Consider the following 18524-nt stretch of genomic DNA (forward strand, 5'->3'; position numbering starts at 1 on the left):
AATGGACTTCACCCCCACCGAGGCCCAGCAGGACCTGGCCGGCCTCACCCGAGGAATCGTCTCGGACCTCGTCACCAACGACCGGCTGCGCGAACTCGACAACGCGGAGGACCGCATCGATCGCCGGCTGTGGTCCGCGCTCGCGTCGTCCGGCGTTTTGAGCGCCGCGCTGCCGGAGTCGGTGGGCGGCGACGGTTTCGGCGTTCTCGAGCAGTGCAGCATCCTCGTCGAACTGGGCCGCGCCGTCGCGCCGGTGCCCTATCTGTCGTCGATCGTGATGGCGGCAGGGGCGATCGCGAAGTTCGGAACCGAACGGCAGCGTTCCGACTGGGGCACTCCGGCCGCGCGTGGCGAGAAGATCCTCACCGTCGCCCTCGACGAGGAACTCAACGACACCCCGGGGGCGCCCGTCACGCGGGCCGAACGCGGCGCGAGCGGCTGGACCCTCGACGGCACCAAGATCGTGGTCGACGCGGCGCCGTCCGCCGACCTCTTCCTGGTCCCGGCGACCACCCCGGACTTTGTGGCCGTCTTCCTCGTCCGCCCCGACGACGCCGGAGTGACCGTCACCCGCCAGCAGACCGTCGATCTGGCCAGCACCGGTGAGGTGACCCTCCGCGGAGTGTCGCTGACCGAGGACCGCGTGCTCGGTGCCGTCGACCAGGGCGGCGAGATCGTGGACCGGCTCGTCGAGCGCGGCTCGCTCGGCGCCTGCGCGTACCAGTACGGCGTCCTCGACGAAGCCCTGAAACTCACTGCGGCCTACGCCCGCGAGCGGGTGCAGTTCGGTCGGCCCATCGGCAGTTTCCAGGCCGTGGCCCAGCGACTCGCCGACGGTTACATCGACGTGAAGGGCGTCCGGCTCACGCTGTGGCAGGCGGCGTGGCGGCTCAGCGAGGGCCTGCCCAGCGAAGGCGACATCCAGACCGCCAACTTCTGGGCGTCCGACGCCGGACACCGGGTGGCCCATACCCTCGTCCACGTCCACGGTGGCGTCGGACTCGACGAGGACCACCCCGTGCATCGGTACTTCCTCGCGGCCAAGGCACTCGAATTCCGGCTCGGTTCGGCCACGCAGCAGTTGCGGATCCTCGGCGCCGAACTGGCCACCGTCCCGGCATGACCGCCACGCTCGCGCGCACGGTATCGGATCTGCTCCTGGGCGTCGCAGAATCGGACGCCCAGGGGCTGTACTTCGAGGACCGGTTCCTGTCGTGGTCCGAACACGTGCGGGCGAGCCTGCGGCGCGCCGCGATCCTCGACGACCTGCTCGATGCACAGCGTCCCCGGCACTTCGGTGTCCTGATGGACAACGTTCCCGAGTTCTCGCTCCTCGCCGGGGCGGCGGCGCTGTCCGGCGCCGTGCTCGTGGGGCTCAACACCACTCGACGCGGGGCGGCGCTGGCCCGCGACATCGCGCTGGCCGACTGCCAGGTGGTCTTCACCGAATCCGGCCGGTCCGCGCTGCTGGACGGTCTCGACCCCTGCGTTCCCGTCGTCGACGTGGATTCACCGGACTGGTCCGCGCTGCTCGCCGGCGAGCGCCCCGAATTCACGCCGAGGGCCGCCGCGGCCGACGACCTGTTCATGCTCATCTTCACGTCGGGCACGAGCGGCGATCCGAAGGCGGTGCGCTGCACCCACGCGAAGATCACCGGACCCGGCATCATGCTCGCCGAACGCTTCGGGCTGACCCCGGATGACGTCGTCTACATGTCGATGCCCATGTTCCATTCCAACGCCATGATGGCGGCATGGTCCGCGGCGCTCGCGGGACACAGCTCGATTGCGCTGCGGCGCAAGTTCTCCGCGTCCCACTTCCTGTCCGACGTGCGGAAGTTCGGCGTCACGTACGCCAACTACGTCGGAAAGCCGCTGTCGTATGTGCTGGCTACCCCGGAGATGCCCGACGACGCCGACAACACACTTCGGGTGATGTACGGCAACGAGGGGTCCGCGCCCGCTGTCGCGGCGTTCTCGCGCCGCTTCGGCACCGCGGTGGTCGACGGATTCGGCTCCACCGAGGGTGGTGTCGCCATCTCCGCCGGCCCCGGGACGCCGGCAGGCTCCCTCGGCAAGCTCCCCGAAGGCATCGCGATCCTCGACCCCGAGACCGGCGATCCTTGTCCCCCAGCCGAATTCGATTCCGCCGGCCGAGTGGCCAACGCCGAGGCCGCGACCGGTGAACTCGTCAACGTCGCGGGGTCGGGTGCGTTCGCGGGCTATTACAACAATCCCGAGGCCGACGCCGAGCGGATCCGCGACGGCAAGTACTGGAGCGGCGACCTCGCCTACCGGGACGCCGACGGATACGTGTACTTCGCGGGACGCAGTTCCGGATGGTTGCGCGTCGACGGCGAGAACATCGGTTCGGCACCCATCGAACGCATCCTGATGCGGTACGACGGCTTCGCCCAGGTGTCGGTGTACGCGGTGCCCGATCCCGACGTCGGGGACCGGGTGATGGCGGCCGTCGTCCCGACGCGTGACTTCGATCCCGCGGCCTTCACGAGCTTCCTCGACGCGCAGTCCGATCTGGGTCCGAAGCAGCGCCCGAGCCTGATCCGGGTGTGTGCCGAGTTCCCGCGGACCGCCACGTTCAAGGTCCTCACCCGCGTGTTGAGCGCCGAGGCCGCCAATTGCACCGATCCGGTGTGGGTCCGCGGCGGAACCGGCTACTCCCGCAGGTGAGTGGCAAAGTGTGCTGACGCATACTTTGCCACTCACATCGGCTACCGGAAGCTGTCGAGGCGGGACACCGCCGAGTCGAAGCCCTTGACGAGTTCGTCCATCACCTCGGCCACCGGCCGGATCTCGTTCATCCGGCCGACGATCTGTCCCACCGGCATCGCGACGACATCCGGGTTCTCCGAGGCGGCGATCCGCTGATGCGCCTCGCTGACCAGCAGATTCTGCAGCGGCATCGGTAGCGGTGCCGGCGCGTCCGGCTTCGACCAGGCGTCGGTCCATTTGGTCTTGAGCAGGCGCGCGGGCTTACCCGAGTAGATCCGGGACCGCACCGTGTCGGCGGACGTCGCACCGAGCAGGGCGCGTTGGATCGCGGACGGCCCCTCGGACGACGCGCTGCCGAGTTTGTACTCGGAGGTGGTGAGCCAGTACGACCCCATCCACACCCCCGCCGCCCCCAGCGACAGCGCAGCCGCGACCTGACGTCCGCTGCCGATACCACCGGCCGCGAGGACCGCGGCGGAATCACCGATGGCATCGACGATCTCGGGAACCAGCACCATCGACGCGATCTCACCGGTGTGCCCACCGGCCTCGTACCCCTGCGCGATGACGATGTCGACACCGTTCGCGACGTGCCTGCGCGCGTGCTCGACGGCGCCGGCCAGCGCGGCCACCGGAACGCCCTTCTCGTGGGCCTGGTCGATGACATCCTTCGGCGGCGAACCGAGGGCGTTGGCGATCAACGCAATTCGATGATTCAGGGCGACGTCCACGTGCGAGCGCGCCACCGAGTGCAGCCAGCCGAGCACACCGGTCGCGTGTTCGGCGCCCGAATCCAACGGCGGCACCCCCAGCTCGGCCAGGGTCCGGTCGACGAACGCGCGGTGTTCCGCGGGGATCAGCGACTCGAGGTCCACCGACGTGCCCTCGGTGGGAACCTTGGCGGGCATCACGATGTCGACGCCGTACGGCTTGCCGTCGGTGTTCTCGTCCATCCACGACAGGACGGCCTCGAGTTCCTCGGGGTCGTTGAACCGGACGCAGCCGAGTACACCCAGACCGCCGGCCCGGGAGATCGCCGCGGCGACGTGTTCGGAGGGAGTGAACCCGAAGACCGGGTACTCGATGCCGAACTTCTCGCTCAAACTCGTGTGCATTTACGCGCCTTTGCTTTCGGGCGAACCGTTGCCGTTGTGATCGTCGGCCGGACGGGTCTCGGTCTGCTCCTTGGCCCAGCGGTAGTCGGGCTTACCCGCCGGTGAGCGCTTGATCTCGTCGACGAACCAGAGGCTGCGCGGAACCTTGTATCCGGCAATCTCCTTGCGTGCCGCGTCGGCGATCTCGTGCAGGCTCGGGCGCGCCCCGCCTCGGGCCTGGATGACGGCGGCGACCCGCTGGCCGAAGCGTTCGTCGGGGATGCCGACCACGATGGCGTCGAAAACGTCGGGATGCGACTTGAGCGCGCCCTCGACCTCCTCGGGGAAGATCTTCTCGCCACCGCTGTTGATGGACACCGAACCGCGGCCGAGCATCGTCACCGTGCCGTCCGCCTCCACCTGCGCGAAGTCGCCGGGGATCGAGTAGCGGATGCCGTTGATCTCCTTGAACGTGGCTTTGGTCTTCTGGTCGTCCTTGTAGTAGCCGATGGGGATGTGCCCCTTGCGCGCCAGGATCCCGATCACGCCGGAGCCGGGTTCGACCGGGTTGCCGTCCTCACCGAGAACGGACGTGGACGCGTCGATCTTCACCGTCGGGCCGCCGCCGTGCGAGTCGCCCTTCGCGACCACGCTGAGGCCGCCGAAACCGGTCTCGGACGACCCGATCGAATCGGTGATCATCCGGTTGGGCAGCAGCTCGAGGTACTTCTCCTTGATGCTGGGCGAGAACAGCGCCGCCGAACTCGCCATCAGGAACAGCGACGACAGGTCGTAGGGTTCGCCGCTCGCCTTGTCGCCCTCCACCAGCGCGTCGAGCATCGGTCGCGCCATCGCGTCGCCGGTGATGAAGATGAGGTTGACCTTGTGCTGATCGACGATCCGCCACACGTCGTGGCCGTCGAATTCGGGGTGCATCACGCACTTTCCGCCGCCGAACAGACTCTGGAACACCGCCCACTGGCTGCCGCCGTGGATCATCGGCGGGATCGGGAAACGGGTCATGCCGGGGCTCTCGGCGCCCAGCTTCGCGAGGTCCCACTCGTCCTCGACGTATTCCCCGGTCATGAAGTTGATGCCGCCGCCGAGAACCCGCCAGACGTCCTCGTGACGCCACATGACGCCCTTGGGTTTGCCGGTGGTGCCACCGGTGTAGAGCATGTACAGGTCATCGTTGCTGCGCTCGCCGAAGTCGCGGTCGGGGGAACCCTGCGCCAGAGCGGCCTCGTATTCGATGCCCTCGTAGTCGAGATCGGTGCCGTCCTCGACCACGACGGTGGTCTTCAGGAGCGGCGTCTCGGGGAGCACGTTCGCCACCTTGTCGGAGTAGCGGCGCTCGTGAACGAGCGCGACCATGTCCGAATTGTCGAAGATGTATTGCAACTCGTTCTCGATGTACCTGTAGTTGACGTTCACCATCACGGCACGGATCTTGAAGACCGCCACCATCGCCTCGATGGCCTCGATGGTGTTCCGGCAGTAGATGCCCACCTTGTCGCCGGGCTGGACACCCTGTTTGCGCAGGTAGTGGCCGAGACGATTGGCCCTCTCCTCCATCTGCGCGTACGTCACTTCCCGGTCGTCGGACACCAACGCGACGCGGTCCGGAACGAGGTCGATTGCGTGCTCTACGAGGTCTGCGATATTAAGGGCCACGTCAACAAAGTAGAACGTGTTACCGTTTCTGGCAAGACCCAATTTGAGAGCCAGCTCACACACCCTTCGGGAGACTTCAGTGTCCTCTACAACGACCGAGAAATCCGACATTTCGGCACAGTCGCCGCACTGCCTCGTGGAGAAGCGCGGGCACGTCCTTATCGTGACGATGAACCGCCCCGAGGCGAAGAACGCGCTGTCCGGCGAAATGATGGCGATCATGCGGGACGCGTGGGATCAGGTCGACTCCGACCCGGACATCCGGGTCGCCATCCTCACCGGCGCAGGCGGCGCATTCTGCGCGGGCGCCGACCTCAAGGCCATGACGTCGCAGCACCCCGGCGACTCGTTCTCGGGCGCGGGCGAGCGGAGCGAGGGAAAGAATTCGTCGGGCTGGGACCTGTCGAAGATAGAGGCGCTTCTCAAGGGACGGCGCCTCACCAAGCCCCTCATCGCCGCAGTCGAGGGTCCCGCCATCGCAGGCGGCACCGAGATCCTGCAGGGCACCGACATCCGAGTCGCCGGAGAGAGCGCCAAATTCGGTGTCTCCGAAGCCAAATGGGGACTCTTCCCCCTCGGCGGCTCCGCCGTGCGCCTCGTCCGGCAGATTCCGTACACCGTCGCCGCCGACATCCTGCTGACCGGACGTCACATCAAGGCCCCCGAGGCCAAGGAAATCGGCCTCATCGGGCACGTCGTCCCCGACGGTCAGGCCCTCGACAAGGCCCTCGAACTCGCCGACCTCATCTCCGCCAACGGCCCCCTCGCCGTCCAGGCGATCCTGAAGACCATCCGCGACACCGAAGGCATGCACGAGGAAGAGGCATTCCAGATCGACGCCGCCCTCGGCACCGAGGTCTTCAAGAGCGCCGACGCGAAGGAAGGCCCCCGAGCCTTCTCCGAAAAGCGCGCGCCGAAATTCGAGGGCCGCTGACCCCGGGTGCACTAGTCCCGGGCGAATGTACCTTTCGGCGCATCTGAGGCGGCGAGAGGTACATTCGGCCAGGATGTGAGGGTTATCCACAGCCCCCTACTTATCCACAGACCTCACCAAATCGCCTGGTGACCAGACCTGCCGCCGACAGCGAGTGCGTCATCATCGACTCCATGCGACGGGGAGAGTGGGGGCATCGCCTCGAAGACCTGTACGGAGTGAGCCGGTCCGGAATCATCCGCACCGCCGAGTTGAGGCAATGGGGCGTATCGAATTCGGCGATCGACGCTCGATGCCGTCCGGGCGGGCCGTGGCAACGCATCCTTCCGGGTGTCGTGATGCTCGGCAACGGCCACCCGACCGCGCGTCAGCGTGCCGTGGCCGCGATCGTGCTCAGCGGCCAGAACGCAGTCCTCACCGGGCGAGCAGCGCTGCACGAATACGGCTACGGAACGTCGTACTCCGGCGACGCCCATGTTCTGATCGCCACGCACCGGCGCGTGCAGTCCACGGGCTTCGTCCTCGTCGAACGTACGACGCGGTTGCCCGTGCCGGTGACACGCAACGGGCTTCCCTGCGCACCGCTTCCACGCGCGTTGCTCGACGCAGCACGACGGTGCCGCACCCTGGACAGCACTCGATCCCTCATCGCCGAGGTGATCCAGCGAGGCGAGGTGAGCGTTGCCGAGCTGATCGCGGAGTTGGACTCGGGTAGTGGCCGGGGTGCAGCACTCCCCCGGACAGTGCTGCGCGAAGTGAGTGCCGACGTCCACTCGGTGTCCGAGGCCGAAGCCCGCAGACTATGGCTGCGCAGCGGACTGCCCCGAATGGTTTTCAACCGCAAGATCGTCGACGCCGACGGACAGTTCATCGCCATGCCGGACGGATGGATCGACGACGTCGCATTCGCCTGGGACATCGACTCACTCGACTGGCATCTGGCACCGAAGGCGTACAAATCGACCGTCGAGCGCCGCACCCGGATGCAGAACCACGGCATCATCGTGCTGCCGACGCTACCGAGCGCCGTCCGGGACGACCCCGACCGCGTGATCGCCGACCTCCGGTCGCACTACCAGCTGGCGTCGTCCCGCCCCCGGCCGGAGGTCCGGATGCTCAGAGCGCCCGGGTGAATGCGCCGTTCAACGCCTCAGGTGCGCCGAAAGGTACATTCGCCCGGCCAGGGGGGAGCCGGCGGCGGGGGAGGTCAGCCGAGGACCGCCGCGGACAGTTCGCGGACGTGGTCGGCGTCGCGGCAGGAGACGAGGAGCATCGTGACGCCGGCGTCGGCCCAGCGTTTGACGTCGGCGCGGACTTCGTCGACGTTGCCGATGATCATGGTCTCGGTGACCATCTCGTCGGGGACGACGGCGGCGGCTTCGTCCTTGCGGCCTGCGCGGAAGAGGCGCCCGATTTCCTCGACCTGTTCGCCGTAGCCCATGCGGGTGTAGACCTGGGCGTGGAAGTTGAGTTCGGGGGCACCCATGCCGCCGACGTACAGGGCGGTGATCGGTTTGAGGCCGGCGATGGCGGTGGTGCGGTCGTCGGTGACGATCACCTGACAGGTGGCCGCGACTTCGAAGTCTTCGCGGCTGCGCCGGGCGCCGGGGCGGGCGAAACCCTCGTCGAGCCATTCGTTGTACATGGGTGCGAGGCGGGGCGAGTAGTAGATGGCGAGCCAGCCGTCGGCGATCTCGGCGGTGAGCGCGACGTTCTTCGGACCTTCGGCGCCGAGCCAGATGGGGATGTCGGCGCGCAGGGGGTGGGTGATCGGCTTGAGCGGTTTCCCGAGGCCGGTGCTGCCGGGCCCGGTGTACGGCAGCGGGAAGTGCGGGCCGTCGCTGGTGACGGGTTCCTCCCGCGACAGGACTTTCCGGATGATGGAGACGTATTCGCGGGTGCGGGCGAGCGGTTTCGTGAACGGCTGCCCGTACCACCCTTCGACGACCTGCGGCCCGGACACGCCGAGCCCGAGAATCGCCCGTCCGCCGCTGAGGTGGTCGAGGGTGAGTGCGTGCATGGCGGTGCTGGTGGGTGTGCGCGCGGAGATCTGGACGACGGACGTGCCCAGCCGGACGCGTTCGGTGCTCGAACCCCACCAGGCGAGGGGGGTGAAGGCGTCGGAACCCCAGGATTCGGCGGCGAAGACGGCGTCGAATCCCTCGGCTTCGGCCGCGGCGATCAACGCCGGGACCTTCGCCGGCGGCTGTGCGCCCCAGTATCCCAGTTGCAACCCGAGCTTCATCGTGTGCCTCCGCATCGACCGTCGTCAGAAGTGACCCTTGCCACAAACACTAGAACCTGTTCTACTCGAAGTTGTGAGCATGGGAAAGAGCGCGGTGGCCGAAAAATTCTCGAACGAACCGTTGAGCGCCCCGCTGAAACTTCAATTCGACTACACCCGATCGGTGGGTCCGACCATCGGAGCCTTCGTGACCGCGCTGCGCGACCGCAAGGTCATCGGCGCCCGCGGCTCGGACGGACGCGTCTACGTCCCGCCGCCCGAATTCGATCCGAACACCGCCGAACCTCTCACCGACTTCGTCGGGGTTTCCGACGCCGGGACCGTGGTGAGCTGGACGTGGATGCCGGAACCGATTGCCGGACAGCCACTCACCACCCCCTTCGCGTGGGCGCTGATCACGCTGGACGGCGCCGACACGTCCCTGGTGCACGCCGTGGACGTCGGCTCCCCCGCCGGGATGAGCACCGGTATGCGGGTCCGGGCACGGTGGGCGCAGGAGCGGGTCGGGCGCATCCAGGACATCGTGTGCTTCGAACCCGGGGAGTCGACCGGCGAACCCGGCCCGTCCGCGGAGTCCGAACCGGTCACGATGGTCACGACGCCGATCGATCTCGACTACATGCACTCCGCCTCCGCCGAGGAGAGCTACTACCTCCGAGGGTTGAAGGCGGGCAAGCTGATCGGTGGCCGCACCGGACCGGACGGCAAGGTGTACATCCCGCCGCGCAGCGCCAACCCCACCGACGGCATCCCGACGAAGGAGCAGGTGGAACTGCCGGACAGGGGCATCGTCACCACGTTCTGCATCGTGAATGTCCCCTTCCTCGGACAGCGGATCAAGCCACCGTACGTCGCCGCCTACGTGCTGCTCGACGGCGCGGACATCGCGTTCCTGCACCTGATCCTCGACTGCGACGCCGCCGACGTGCGGATGGGCATGCGCGTGGAGGCCAAATGGAAGCCGCGCGAGGAGTGGGGCTACACCCTCGAGAACATCGAGTACTTCAGGCCGACGGGTGAGCCCGACGCCGAGTACGACACCTACAAACACCACCTGTAAGGGCGCGGCACAATGACAGATATCGCAGTCGTCGGGTTCGCGCACGCACCACACGTGCGCGAGACCACCGGCACCACCAACGGCGTCGAGATGCTGGTTCCCTGCTTCCAGCAGCTGTACGAGGAGCTCGGAATCACCAAGTCCGACATCGGTTTCTGGTGTTCCGGGTCTTCGGACTACCTGGCCGGCCGTTCGTTCTCCTTCATCTCCGCCGTCGACTCGATCGGCGCGGTGCCGCCGATCAACGAGTCGCACGTCGAGATGGATGCGGCGTGGGCGTTCTACGAGGCCTGGATCAAGATCATGACCGGCGAGGTCGACACCGCCCTCGTCTACGGCTTCGGGAAGTCGTCGGCGGGCAACCTCCGCAAGATCCTGTCGATGCAACTCGACCCCTACCTGGTCACCCCGCTCGCCCTCGACTCCGTGTCGCTCGCCGGACTGCAGGCCCGCCTCGGACTCGACGCCGGAAAGTGGACGGCCGAGGAGATGGCGGCCGTGGCCGCGCGCAGCCGGGCCGCGGCGGAGAGCAATCCGAACACCCAGCTGTCGGGGCACGTCGACATCAACGCGCTGCTCGCCAGTCCGTTCGTCGCGGACCCGTTGCGCGCCCACGACTGCGCACCGATCACGGACGGCGCCGCCGCTGTCGTGCTCGCCGCCGGCGATCGTGCCCGTGAGCTGTGCGAGCGGCCTGCGTGGATCACCGGGATCGAGCATCGGATCGATTCCCCGAACTTCGGCGCCCGTGACCTGACGGTCTCACCGTCGACGACGGCGTCCGCCCGCGCCGCCACCGGAGGGGACGTCGGCGGAATCGACGTAGCCGAACTGCACGGACCGTTCACCCATCAGGAACTGATCCTCCGCGAGGCCATCGGACTGTCCGATGCGACGGCGATCAACCCGTCGGGCGGCCCGCTGAGCGGGAACCCGATGTTCTCGGCGGGTCTGGAACGCATAGGTTACGCAGCAAAGGCCATCATGGACGGCAACGCCGGGCGCACGCTGGCACACGCTACGAGTGGTGCTGTGCTGCAACAGAATCTGGTCGCAGTCTTGGAGGGACGCAACTGATGGCGAATCAATTGGCCGCGGTGCTCGGCACCGGTCAGACGCATTACGTCGCGAAGCGGCACGACGTGTCCATGGCGGGGCTGGTTCGCGAGGCGATCGACCGCGCGATGGAAGACGCCCGGGTGGGCTGGGACGACATCGACGCGGTCGTGATCGGGAAGGCCCCCGACCTCTTCGAGGGGTCGATGATGCCGGAGCTTGCGATGTCGGACGCGCTGGGCGCCAACGGCAAACCACTCCTGCGTGTGCACACCGCAGGCTCGGTCGGCGGTTCGACCGCGGTGGTGGCGTCGAGCCTCGTGAAGTCCGGCGTGCACAAGCGGGTACTGACGGTGGCGTGGGAGAAGCAGTCCGAGTCGAACGCCATGTGGGCGCTGTCCACCCCCATTCCGTTCCACATGCCGGTCGGTGCGGGCGCGGGCGGCTACTTCGCCCCGCACGTCCGCTCGTACATCCGGCGGTCGGGCGCACCCGATCACATCGGCGCGATGGTGGCGGTGAAGGACCGGCTGAACGGCAGCCTCAACCCGTACGCCCACCTCAAGCAACCCGACATCACGCTCGAATCCGTGCAGGCCTCGCAGATGCTGTGGGATCCCATCCGCTACGACGAGACGTGTCCGTCCTCGGACGGCGCCTGCGCGATGGTGATCGGCAACGAGGAGGCGGCCGGGCAGGTCACGACGGACGGTCGTGAGGTGGCCTGGATCCACGCCACCGCGATGCGCACCGAGCCCACCACGTTCGCGGGACGCGACCAGGTGAATCCGCAGGCCGGCCGGGACGCCGCGGCCGCGCTGTGGCAGGCCGCTGGCATCAAGGATCCGCTCGACGAGATCGACGTGGCCGAAATCTACGTCCCCTTCTCCTGGTTCGAACCGATGTGGCTCGAGAATCTGGGGTTCGTCTCCGAGGGCGAGGGCTGGAAACTGACCGAGGCGGGCGAGACCGCCATCGGCGGCCGGCTTCCGCTCAACGCGTCCGGCGGTGTCCTGTCGTCCAACCCCATCGGCGCCTCGGGCATGATCCGGTTCGCCGAGTCGGCGATGCAGGTGATGCACCGCGCCGGCGACCATCAGGTGAAGGACGCACGCAAGGCACTCGGCCACGCCTACGGCGGCGGTTCGCAGTACTTCTCGATGTGGGTGGTCGGTTCCGACCGGCCGAACAACTAGGAGCGGACATCACCATGAAGTTCACCGTCGGCATCGCCATGAATCCCCTCGATCAACTGCCTGCCCTGGCGAAAACAGCCGAGGAGTGCGGGTTCTCGTCCATCGCACTTCCCGACTCACTGTTCTTCATGGAGAAGCAGAGCGCCGACTACCCGTACACACCGGACGGCTCGCGGATGTGGAACGAGGAAACCCCGTGGGTGGATCCGCTGATCGCGGCGGCGGCCATGGGCGCGGTGACGTCGAAGATCGAGTTCTACACCCAGGTCCTCAAACTGGGTTCCCGCAACCCGGTCCTTCTCGCCCGCCAGGTGGGTTCGGTCGCCAACCTCATCGGCAACCGTTTCGGGTTCGGCGTCGGGATCGGCTGGGCACCGGAGGAATTCGAATGGTGCGGCGTGCCGTACAAGAAGCGCGGTGCGCGCGTCGACGAGATGATCGACGTCATCAAGCTGATCCTCGGCGGCGGCATGGTCGAGTACCACGGTGAGTTCTTCGACTTCGACCGCCTGCAGATGAGCCCGGCGCCGACCAAGCCGGTGCCGTTCTACGTCGGCGGACACACCGACGTCGCGCTACGACGCGCCGCCCGGGTGGGCGACGGCTGGACGTCCGCGATGATCAAGTTCGACGATCTCGTTCAGGTCATCGCGCGATTGCGGGAACTCCGGGAGGAGTACGGCCGAGCCGATCTGCCCTACGAGATCCAGACCGTGTGCATCGACCGTTTCGGCAAGGACGGCTACGCCGAATTGGAAGATGCCGGAGTGACCGACACGATCGTCGTCCCGTGGGTTTTCGACGGCATCGGCTTCGACGGACCGCTCGACGCCAAGCAGGAATCGTTGCGCAAATTCGCCGACCAGTACATCGGATAGGGGTGTGGACATGACGACGACGGATCATCCTGCCCGCCTCGCCGGGCAGGCTTCCCGCGAGGCGGCCAGCGGCAGGCGCAAGGACGAGTGGCTGGCCCTGTTCGCCGAGGACGCGTGCGTCGAAGACCCGGTCGGCCCTTCGGGTTTCGACCCCGAAGGCAAGGGTCACCACGGCCTCGACGCGATCTCGCGGTTCTACGACATGACGATCGCGACCACCGAATCGCTCGAGTTCCTCATCACCGATTCACTGGTGTGCGGGAACGAGAACGTGAACATCGGGACCATCCGGTCCACGGTGGCGGGATCTCGGATCGACGCCGAGGGCGTGTTCATCTACCGCGTGAACGAGGACGGCAAGATCACGTCCCTGCGGGCCTTCTGGGAGGTCGAGCGGGCGATGAAGACACTGCGCAAGGTCTGAGCGCCCGGCTCACGTGCCGGCGGCGTCGATGTGCCGGAGGAACAGGATCGCGTCGAGTTCGCCGAGGCCGGCGGGCTCCAGTGGGAAATACGTGGAGTTGTCCGACGGGTCGGCACGCTTCTCCACGTCTCCTGTCCTGCGCGCCACCGGCGCGGCCGGCACGAGACAGCTCTCCCCGACGGCGAAGAGCCGGCCCTCGACGGTGTCGGGTGGCGGCTGTCCGATGCTGTGGCCGGGCGCCTGCCCGACGGCCCCACCGATGACCGCGTAGGCGTCGCCGAGCCGCACACCGAGGTGGGCGCCGGCGCACCACCAGTGCAGATGCAGTCCGGCGAGATCCCAGTGGGTTTCACCTTTCAGCAGGTGGCCGTTGTGGGCGAAGACGAACGTCGGGCCTCGATCGGCTTCCCTCTGCACGAGCGCGGACAGGTTGTCCGCCATGAGGGTGTCGCGGATTCCCAGCAGCCGGGCGATGCGGCGTGGAGAGTTCTCCGCCATTCCTGCGTGATAGCTGAGCAGGCGGGCGGCGACGCGACCGTGAAGCTCGGCCTCCCACAATTCGTCTCGCGTGCCTTCGGCCACGAGGCGAGGCGCCTGTGACGCCAGCAGCGTCATCAGGTCGTCGGCGATGAGACGCAACTCGACGGCCCCGGGCGTGGCACCGACGGCCTGGGTCGGGTCCATCGCGACGGCCGGATTGCTCCAGCGGTCGTCGTCGCCGATCAGTGCGGAGATCCTGTCCGGAGTGCAAGGCAGATCCTGGTCGTCGAGGTGGGTCCGCAGGTAGGTGTCGAGGAAGGTCAGGGCCTGCCTCGGGCTGTCCGCGGACGTCATCTCGATGGGGCCGTCGAATCCGAAGAATCGGAGTTGCTCGTCCGGTTCGCGTCGACGGTTGTATTCGGCCATCCACAGGATCAGATCGCGGTTCGCCGGGGACTCACCGAAGCCGTGGCTGAAACCGTGCTCCATGACGTCGTCGAGCGGCAGGCGGTCCGCACCCCGCACGAACGAGTCGACGAGTATCCCCTTCAGGCAACTGCTTTCGAGCGCGATGGAGCGATAGCCCTCGTGTTCGACGAGGAACCGGAACATCTGATTGCGGAGCTGCAGAAAACTCTCCTCCCCGTGCATGGGCTCGCCGAACCCGAGAAGGCGGGGCGCGGAGTCCAGGCGACGGAGGAATGCGCCGAGGGCGGCGGTGACGGTCGGGTCTCCCGGTGCCGAGAAGACGGCACCCGCGTCATCCACGATGGACTGCACAGTCATGGTGGCTCCCACATTCCCTCGGACACCACGTCGGCGGAAGAGAACAGCGGCGTCGGAGAGGATGAGGGTGCCCTCCGACGCCGCTGAATCAGGGGGTCAGTGTCTGACCGGGCAACCGCCTGACGCAGTCTTGTAATCGACCTGAAACTCCTTGATACCGTTGAGCCAGCCCGAGCGCAACCGCCGCGGATCTCCCAGCTTGGTGATATCGGGCAGGTGATCCGCAATCGCGTTGAAGATCAGGTCGATCTCGAGTCGCGCCAGGTTGGCGCCGAGGCAGAAGTGGGCGCCCGTTCCACCGAATCCGACGTGCGGGTTGTTCTCCCGCATGATGTCGAACTTCTCCGGGTTCTCGAACGCGTCCTCGTCGAAATTCGCCGAGCCGTAGAGCATTACGACTCGCTGCCCCTTCTTGACCTTCACTCCGCCGAGTTCGGTGTCTTCCAGTGCGGTGCGCTGGAACGAGTTGACCGGGGTCGCCCACCGGACGATCTCGTCCGCCGCCGTCTTGGGGCGCTCCTTCTTGTAGAGCTCCCACTGATCGGGATGGTCCAGGAACGCCATCATGCCGTGTGTGATGGCATTGCGCGTGGTCTCGTTGCCGGCAACCGCCAGCAGGATCACGAAGAATCCGAATTCCTCGGGAGACAGCTCATTTCCATCGATGTCCGCTTCGATCAGCGTCGTGACGATGTCGTCGGCGGGGCACTTCTTGCGCTCGTCCGCCATCTGGTACGCGTAGCCGAGGATCTCCATCGACGCGGCCTGCGGGTCGATGTCCAGTTCCGGGTCGTCGTAGCCCGTCATCTGATTCGACCAGTCGAAGACCTTCAGGCGATCCTCCTGCGGCACACCGAGCAGTTCGGCGATCGCCTGCAGCGGAAGCTCACACGCCACCTGGGTGACGAAGTCGCCGGCACCCGATTCGGCGGCCTCCTTCACGATCTTCTCGGCGCGCTCGGTGAGTTCTTCGCGCAGGCTGTTGATCGCGCGGGGTGTGAATCCGCGGGAGACGAGTTTGCGGAGCTTGGTGTGCTCGGGTGCGTCCTTGTTGATGAGGATGAAGCGCTGCATCTCGATGTTCTCGCGCGGAATGTCGTCGGCGAAGCGCACGATCGCGGTGTTCTCGTGTGTGGAGAAGACGTCGCTGCGCCGCGACACCTCCTTGACGTCCTCGAGCTTGCTGACGACCCAGTAGCCGTCGTCGTGGAAGCCACCGATCTCCGGCGGCTGCGGGTTCCACCAGATCGGGGCAGTCTTCCGCAGTTCGGCGAATTCCTGGTACGGGATGCGCTCTGCGTAGATGTCCGGGTCGGTGAAGTCGAAACCCTCTGGAAGATTGGGCTGCGCCACTGCTGTCTCCTGCCCTAAGCCATACACCACTCCGTGATGTGGAACACGTTCTACTAGCATTGAAGCACAAGCCGGGCGACTAGCAAAGGAAAGCTCATACAGACCTTGCCCGGATAGCAGAACCTGTTCTATTTTCTGAGGACAAGGAAAGGAGCCCACCGTGGGCACACCAGTAATCGTCGAGGCAGTACGCACCCCGATCGGAAAGCGCGGTGGCTGGCTGTCCGGATTGCACGCCGCCGAGATCCTCGGCGCCGCTCAGCGGGGCATCCTCGACCGCTCCGGCATCGACCCCGAACTGGTGGAGCAGGTGATCGGTGGTTGCGTCACCCAGGCCGGTGCGCAGTCGAACAACATCACCCGGACCGCGTGGCTGCACGCCGGACTGCCCTGGCAGGTCGGCGCCACCACGATCGACTGCCAGTGCGGCTCCGCCCAGCAGGCCAACCACCTGATCGCGGGCCTGATCGCCACGGACGCGATCGATGTCGGAATCGCCTGCGGCATCGAAGCGATGAGCCAGGTGCCGCTCGGCGCGAACGTCGGCGAGAACGCCGGCCCGCGCAGACCCGCAGACTGGGACATCGACATGCCCAACCAGTTCGAGGCCGCCGAACGCATCGCCCGTCGCCGCGGAATCACCCGCGCCGACGTCGAGGCGCTCGGAGTCCGTTCGCAGGCACGCGCCAAGCAGGCGTGGGACGAAGGGCGTTTCGACCGAGAAGTGCTGCAGGTGACCGCACCCGTGGTGGACAAGGAAGGCCACCTCACCGGGGAGACCCGGGTGGTGACCCGCGATCAGGGTCTGCGCGATACCACCGCCGAGTCGCTCGCCAAGCTGAAGCCCGTTCTCGAGGGCGGCATCCACACGGCGGGCACGTCCTCGCAGATCTCCGACGGCGCCGCCGCCGTCATGCTGATGGACGAATCCAGGGCGCGCACCCTCGGTCTGAAGCCCCGGGCCCGCATCATCTCCCAGGCACTCGTCGGCTCCGAACCCGAATTCCACCTCGACGGACCCGTCCAGGCCACGGCGCGCGTCCTCGAACGCAGCGGCATGAAGATCGGCGACCTCGACCTGTTCGAGGTGAACGAGGCGTTCGCGTCGGTCCTGCTGTCGTGGGCGTCGGTGCACGAGCCCGACATGGACAGGGTCAACGTCAACGGCGGTGCGCTCGCACTCGGACATCCCGTGGGCAGCACCGGGTCTCGACTCATCACCACCGCGCTGCACGAACTCGAGCGCACCGACGGGTCGACGGCACTGATCACGATGTGTGCCGGCGGCGCGCTCGCCACCGGCACCATCATCGAGCGGATCTAGGATCTGCCGATGAACGCACCCGCCGCCGCCCGACCGCCCGGCCTCGACTCGAAGTGGACGGTCTCCTTCATCAAGTGGATGTCGAAGATCAACGTCCTGCTGTACCGGCGGACGGGCGGGCGACTGGGCAGCAAGTGGCGGGTGGGTAGTGCCTTTCCCCGCGGGTTGCCCGTCTGCCTGCTCACCACCACCGGACGGAAGAGCGGCGAGCCGAGGATCAGCCCGCTGCTCTTCCTCGAGGACGGCGACCGCATCATCCTCGTCGCCTCGCAGGGCGGCCTCCCGAAGCACCCGATGTGGTACCTCAACCTGCGCGCGAATTCGGAGGTGACCGTCCAGGTGAAGTCGCGGGTGCGGCCGATGACCGCCCACGTGGCGGATCCCGAGGAACGTGCGCGCCTGTGGCCGCGGCTCGTCGACATGTATCCGGATTTCGACAATTACCAGGCCTGGACCGACCGCACGATCCCCGTCGTGGTCTGCGACCCCCGATAGCGCGTGTATGTACCGCCGGGTAACGGGTGCCATGTCGGAGGACTTCTTGCAGTATTGACGCGTACGGACTTGTACGACGGCCGAGGGCGAGGAATTGCAGACATGAGTACACAGGTTCAAGATCGGATCCACGACCGTCGAGAGCTCACCGCGGTCCTGCTGCGTGCACTCGAGCAGCGCCACGAGGTTCTCGACGCCATCGTCGACAGTGAGGACCACGCCGAGGCCCTCACCACCGTCGCCGGACTCCTCGACACGTCCGAGGCGTACGCGGAAGCCGTCCTCAACCTGACGTTCCGCCGTCTCACCAAGGTCGAACGGCTCCGCATCCAGACGGAACTGAAGGACCTCGACGCCACGCTCGAGTGGACGTCGACGGACCGGCCGGCGAGCACCGGGCGGAACTTCCGCCTCCGTCCGTTCACCGAGACCGAGGAAGACGCCGAACTGTTCCGGCGCCGCTGCGTCGAGCAGGTCGACGACGCGGGCACACAGTGGTCCGAGGAGCGGGTCGAGAAGGAACGCACCGAAGGCCTGACCCGTGTCGACGACGAGTCCGCCGCGTGGTTCGTGTGTGAGGACACCGCGGAGAACACGGCCGTCGGCATGGTGTTCGGCGAGCTGTCGGGACGCGAGGTCGACGTCGCCATCTGGATCTCCCCCGACGCCCGGAAGAAGGGCTACGGCACCGCGGCCGTGAAGCACAGCCGTCAGGAACTCGCCGCGGAGTTCCCGGGAACTGTCCTGGTCGTCCGCGCTCCCGCCTGACCCACACGTGAGTGGCGAAGCGTG

17 protein-coding genes are annotated in these 18524 nt (G+C 67.0%); 12 read left to right on the plus strand and 5 right to left on the minus strand.

Annotated elements, in window-relative coordinates; translation table 11 throughout:
• Position 1 precedes the first annotated feature (1 nt).
• Complete coding sequence (locus HGB39_RS11110; protein ID WP_064080303.1) at positions 2 to 1123, plus strand: acyl-CoA dehydrogenase family protein; 1122 nt, start codon at positions 2 to 4, stop codon at positions 1121 to 1123.
• Positions 1120 to 2691: a long-chain-fatty-acid--CoA ligase gene (locus tag HGB39_RS11115; RefSeq protein ID WP_064080304.1), complete on the plus strand. Its 1572-nt coding sequence runs from the start codon at positions 1120 to 1122 to the stop codon at positions 2689 to 2691. Before HGB39_RS11110 ends, HGB39_RS11115 begins: the two co-directional genes overlap by 4 nt.
• Positions 2692 to 2732: 41 nt before the next feature.
• On the opposite strand, the gene HGB39_RS11120 is transcribed toward HGB39_RS11115, so the two are convergent.
• The gene (locus tag HGB39_RS11120; protein ID WP_005262901.1) at positions 2733 to 3848 is read right to left on the minus strand and encodes an NAD(P)H-dependent flavin oxidoreductase; all 1116 of its coding nucleotides are present in this window, start codon (positions 3846 to 3848) and stop codon (positions 2733 to 2735) included.
• Positions 3849 to 5501: an acyl-CoA synthetase gene (locus HGB39_RS11125; RefSeq protein ID WP_005563783.1), complete on the minus strand. Its 1653-nt coding sequence runs from the start codon at positions 5499 to 5501 to the stop codon at positions 3849 to 3851.
• Positions 5502 to 5580: 79 nt separating this feature from the next.
• Here HGB39_RS11125 and HGB39_RS11130 point away from each other — a divergent pair, with 79 nt between their 5' ends.
• Together HGB39_RS11130 and HGB39_RS11135 are read left to right on the plus strand one after the other, a co-directional pair.
• A complete protein-coding gene (locus tag HGB39_RS11130; protein WP_005563782.1) occupies positions 5581 to 6435 on the plus strand; it encodes a crotonase/enoyl-CoA hydratase family protein in 855 nt (284 codons plus the stop codon).
• A gap of 173 nt (positions 6436 to 6608) precedes the next feature.
• A complete protein-coding gene (locus HGB39_RS11135) occupies positions 6609 to 7568 on the plus strand; it encodes a hypothetical protein (protein ID WP_043788335.1) in 960 nt (319 codons plus the stop codon).
• A gap of 74 nt (positions 7569 to 7642) precedes the next feature.
• Here HGB39_RS11135 and HGB39_RS11140 read toward each other — a convergent pair whose 3' ends face one another.
• Positions 7643 to 8680, minus strand: a complete 1038-nt coding sequence (locus HGB39_RS11140) for an LLM class F420-dependent oxidoreductase (protein ID WP_005563780.1) — start codon at positions 8678 to 8680, stop codon at positions 7643 to 7645.
• A gap of 79 nt (positions 8681 to 8759) precedes the next feature.
• Here HGB39_RS11140 and HGB39_RS11145 point away from each other — a divergent pair, with 79 nt between their 5' ends.
• Genes HGB39_RS11145 through HGB39_RS11165 form a run of 5 tightly spaced genes read left to right on the plus strand, consistent with a single transcriptional unit; the run spans position 8760 to position 13294 of the window.
• Positions 8760 to 9740 (plus strand): Zn-ribbon domain-containing OB-fold protein, encoded by a 981-nt coding sequence (locus HGB39_RS11145; protein WP_043788334.1) that lies wholly within the window; start codon positions 8760 to 8762, stop codon positions 9738 to 9740.
• A gap of 12 nt (positions 9741 to 9752) precedes the next feature.
• Positions 9753 to 10817 carry a thiolase family protein gene (locus HGB39_RS11150; protein ID WP_005563778.1) on the plus strand — a complete coding sequence of 355 codons (1065 nt, stop codon included), beginning with the start codon at positions 9753 to 9755 and terminating at the stop codon, positions 10815 to 10817.
• Entirely contained in the window at positions 10817 to 11992 is a 1176-nt protein-coding gene (locus HGB39_RS11155) for a thiolase family protein (RefSeq protein WP_005563777.1), read from the plus strand. Before HGB39_RS11150 ends, HGB39_RS11155 begins: the two co-directional genes overlap by 1 nt.
• A gap of 14 nt (positions 11993 to 12006) precedes the next feature.
• Positions 12007 to 12870: a TIGR03619 family F420-dependent LLM class oxidoreductase gene (locus HGB39_RS11160; protein ID WP_005262910.1), complete on the plus strand. Its 864-nt coding sequence runs from the start codon at positions 12007 to 12009 to the stop codon at positions 12868 to 12870.
• A 10-nt stretch (positions 12871 to 12880) separates the two neighbouring features.
• A complete protein-coding gene (locus HGB39_RS11165; RefSeq protein ID WP_039952948.1) occupies positions 12881 to 13294 on the plus strand; it encodes a nuclear transport factor 2 family protein in 414 nt (137 codons plus the stop codon).
• A 9-nt stretch (positions 13295 to 13303) separates the two neighbouring features.
• Here HGB39_RS11165 and HGB39_RS11170 read toward each other — a convergent pair whose 3' ends face one another.
• Both HGB39_RS11170 and HGB39_RS11175 read right to left on the minus strand, forming a co-directional pair.
• Complete coding sequence (locus HGB39_RS11170) at positions 13304 to 14560, minus strand: erythromycin esterase family protein (RefSeq protein WP_005563774.1); 1257 nt, start codon at positions 14558 to 14560, stop codon at positions 13304 to 13306.
• Between the two features lie 96 nt (positions 14561 to 14656).
• On the minus strand, positions 14657 to 15913 hold the full coding sequence (locus HGB39_RS11175; protein WP_005563773.1) for a cytochrome P450: 1257 nt from the start codon (positions 15911 to 15913) through the stop codon (positions 14657 to 14659).
• Positions 15914 to 16073: 160 nt separating this feature from the next.
• Here HGB39_RS11175 and HGB39_RS11180 point away from each other — a divergent pair, with 160 nt between their 5' ends.
• The 3 genes from HGB39_RS11180 to HGB39_RS11190 all read left to right on the plus strand — a co-directional run bounded on the left by HGB39_RS11180 (position 16074) and on the right by HGB39_RS11190 (position 18500).
• On the plus strand, positions 16074 to 17237 hold the full coding sequence (locus HGB39_RS11180; protein WP_005563772.1) for a steroid 3-ketoacyl-CoA thiolase: 1164 nt from the start codon (positions 16074 to 16076) through the stop codon (positions 17235 to 17237).
• Positions 17238 to 17246: 9 nt separating this feature from the next.
• Positions 17247 to 17732, plus strand: coding sequence for a nitroreductase family deazaflavin-dependent oxidoreductase (locus tag HGB39_RS11185; RefSeq protein WP_005563771.1), 486 nt, complete (start codon positions 17247 to 17249; stop codon positions 17730 to 17732).
• 102 nt (positions 17733 to 17834) lie between these two features.
• Positions 17835 to 18500 carry a GNAT family N-acetyltransferase gene (locus HGB39_RS11190; protein ID WP_005563770.1) on the plus strand — a complete coding sequence of 222 codons (666 nt, stop codon included), beginning with the start codon at positions 17835 to 17837 and terminating at the stop codon, positions 18498 to 18500.
• Positions 18501 to 18524: the final 24 nt, after the last annotated feature.

It is taken from the genome of Rhodococcus opacus (assembly GCF_012396235.1).
GTDB lineage: Bacteria > Actinomycetota > Actinomycetes > Mycobacteriales > Mycobacteriaceae > Rhodococcus_F > Rhodococcus_F opacus.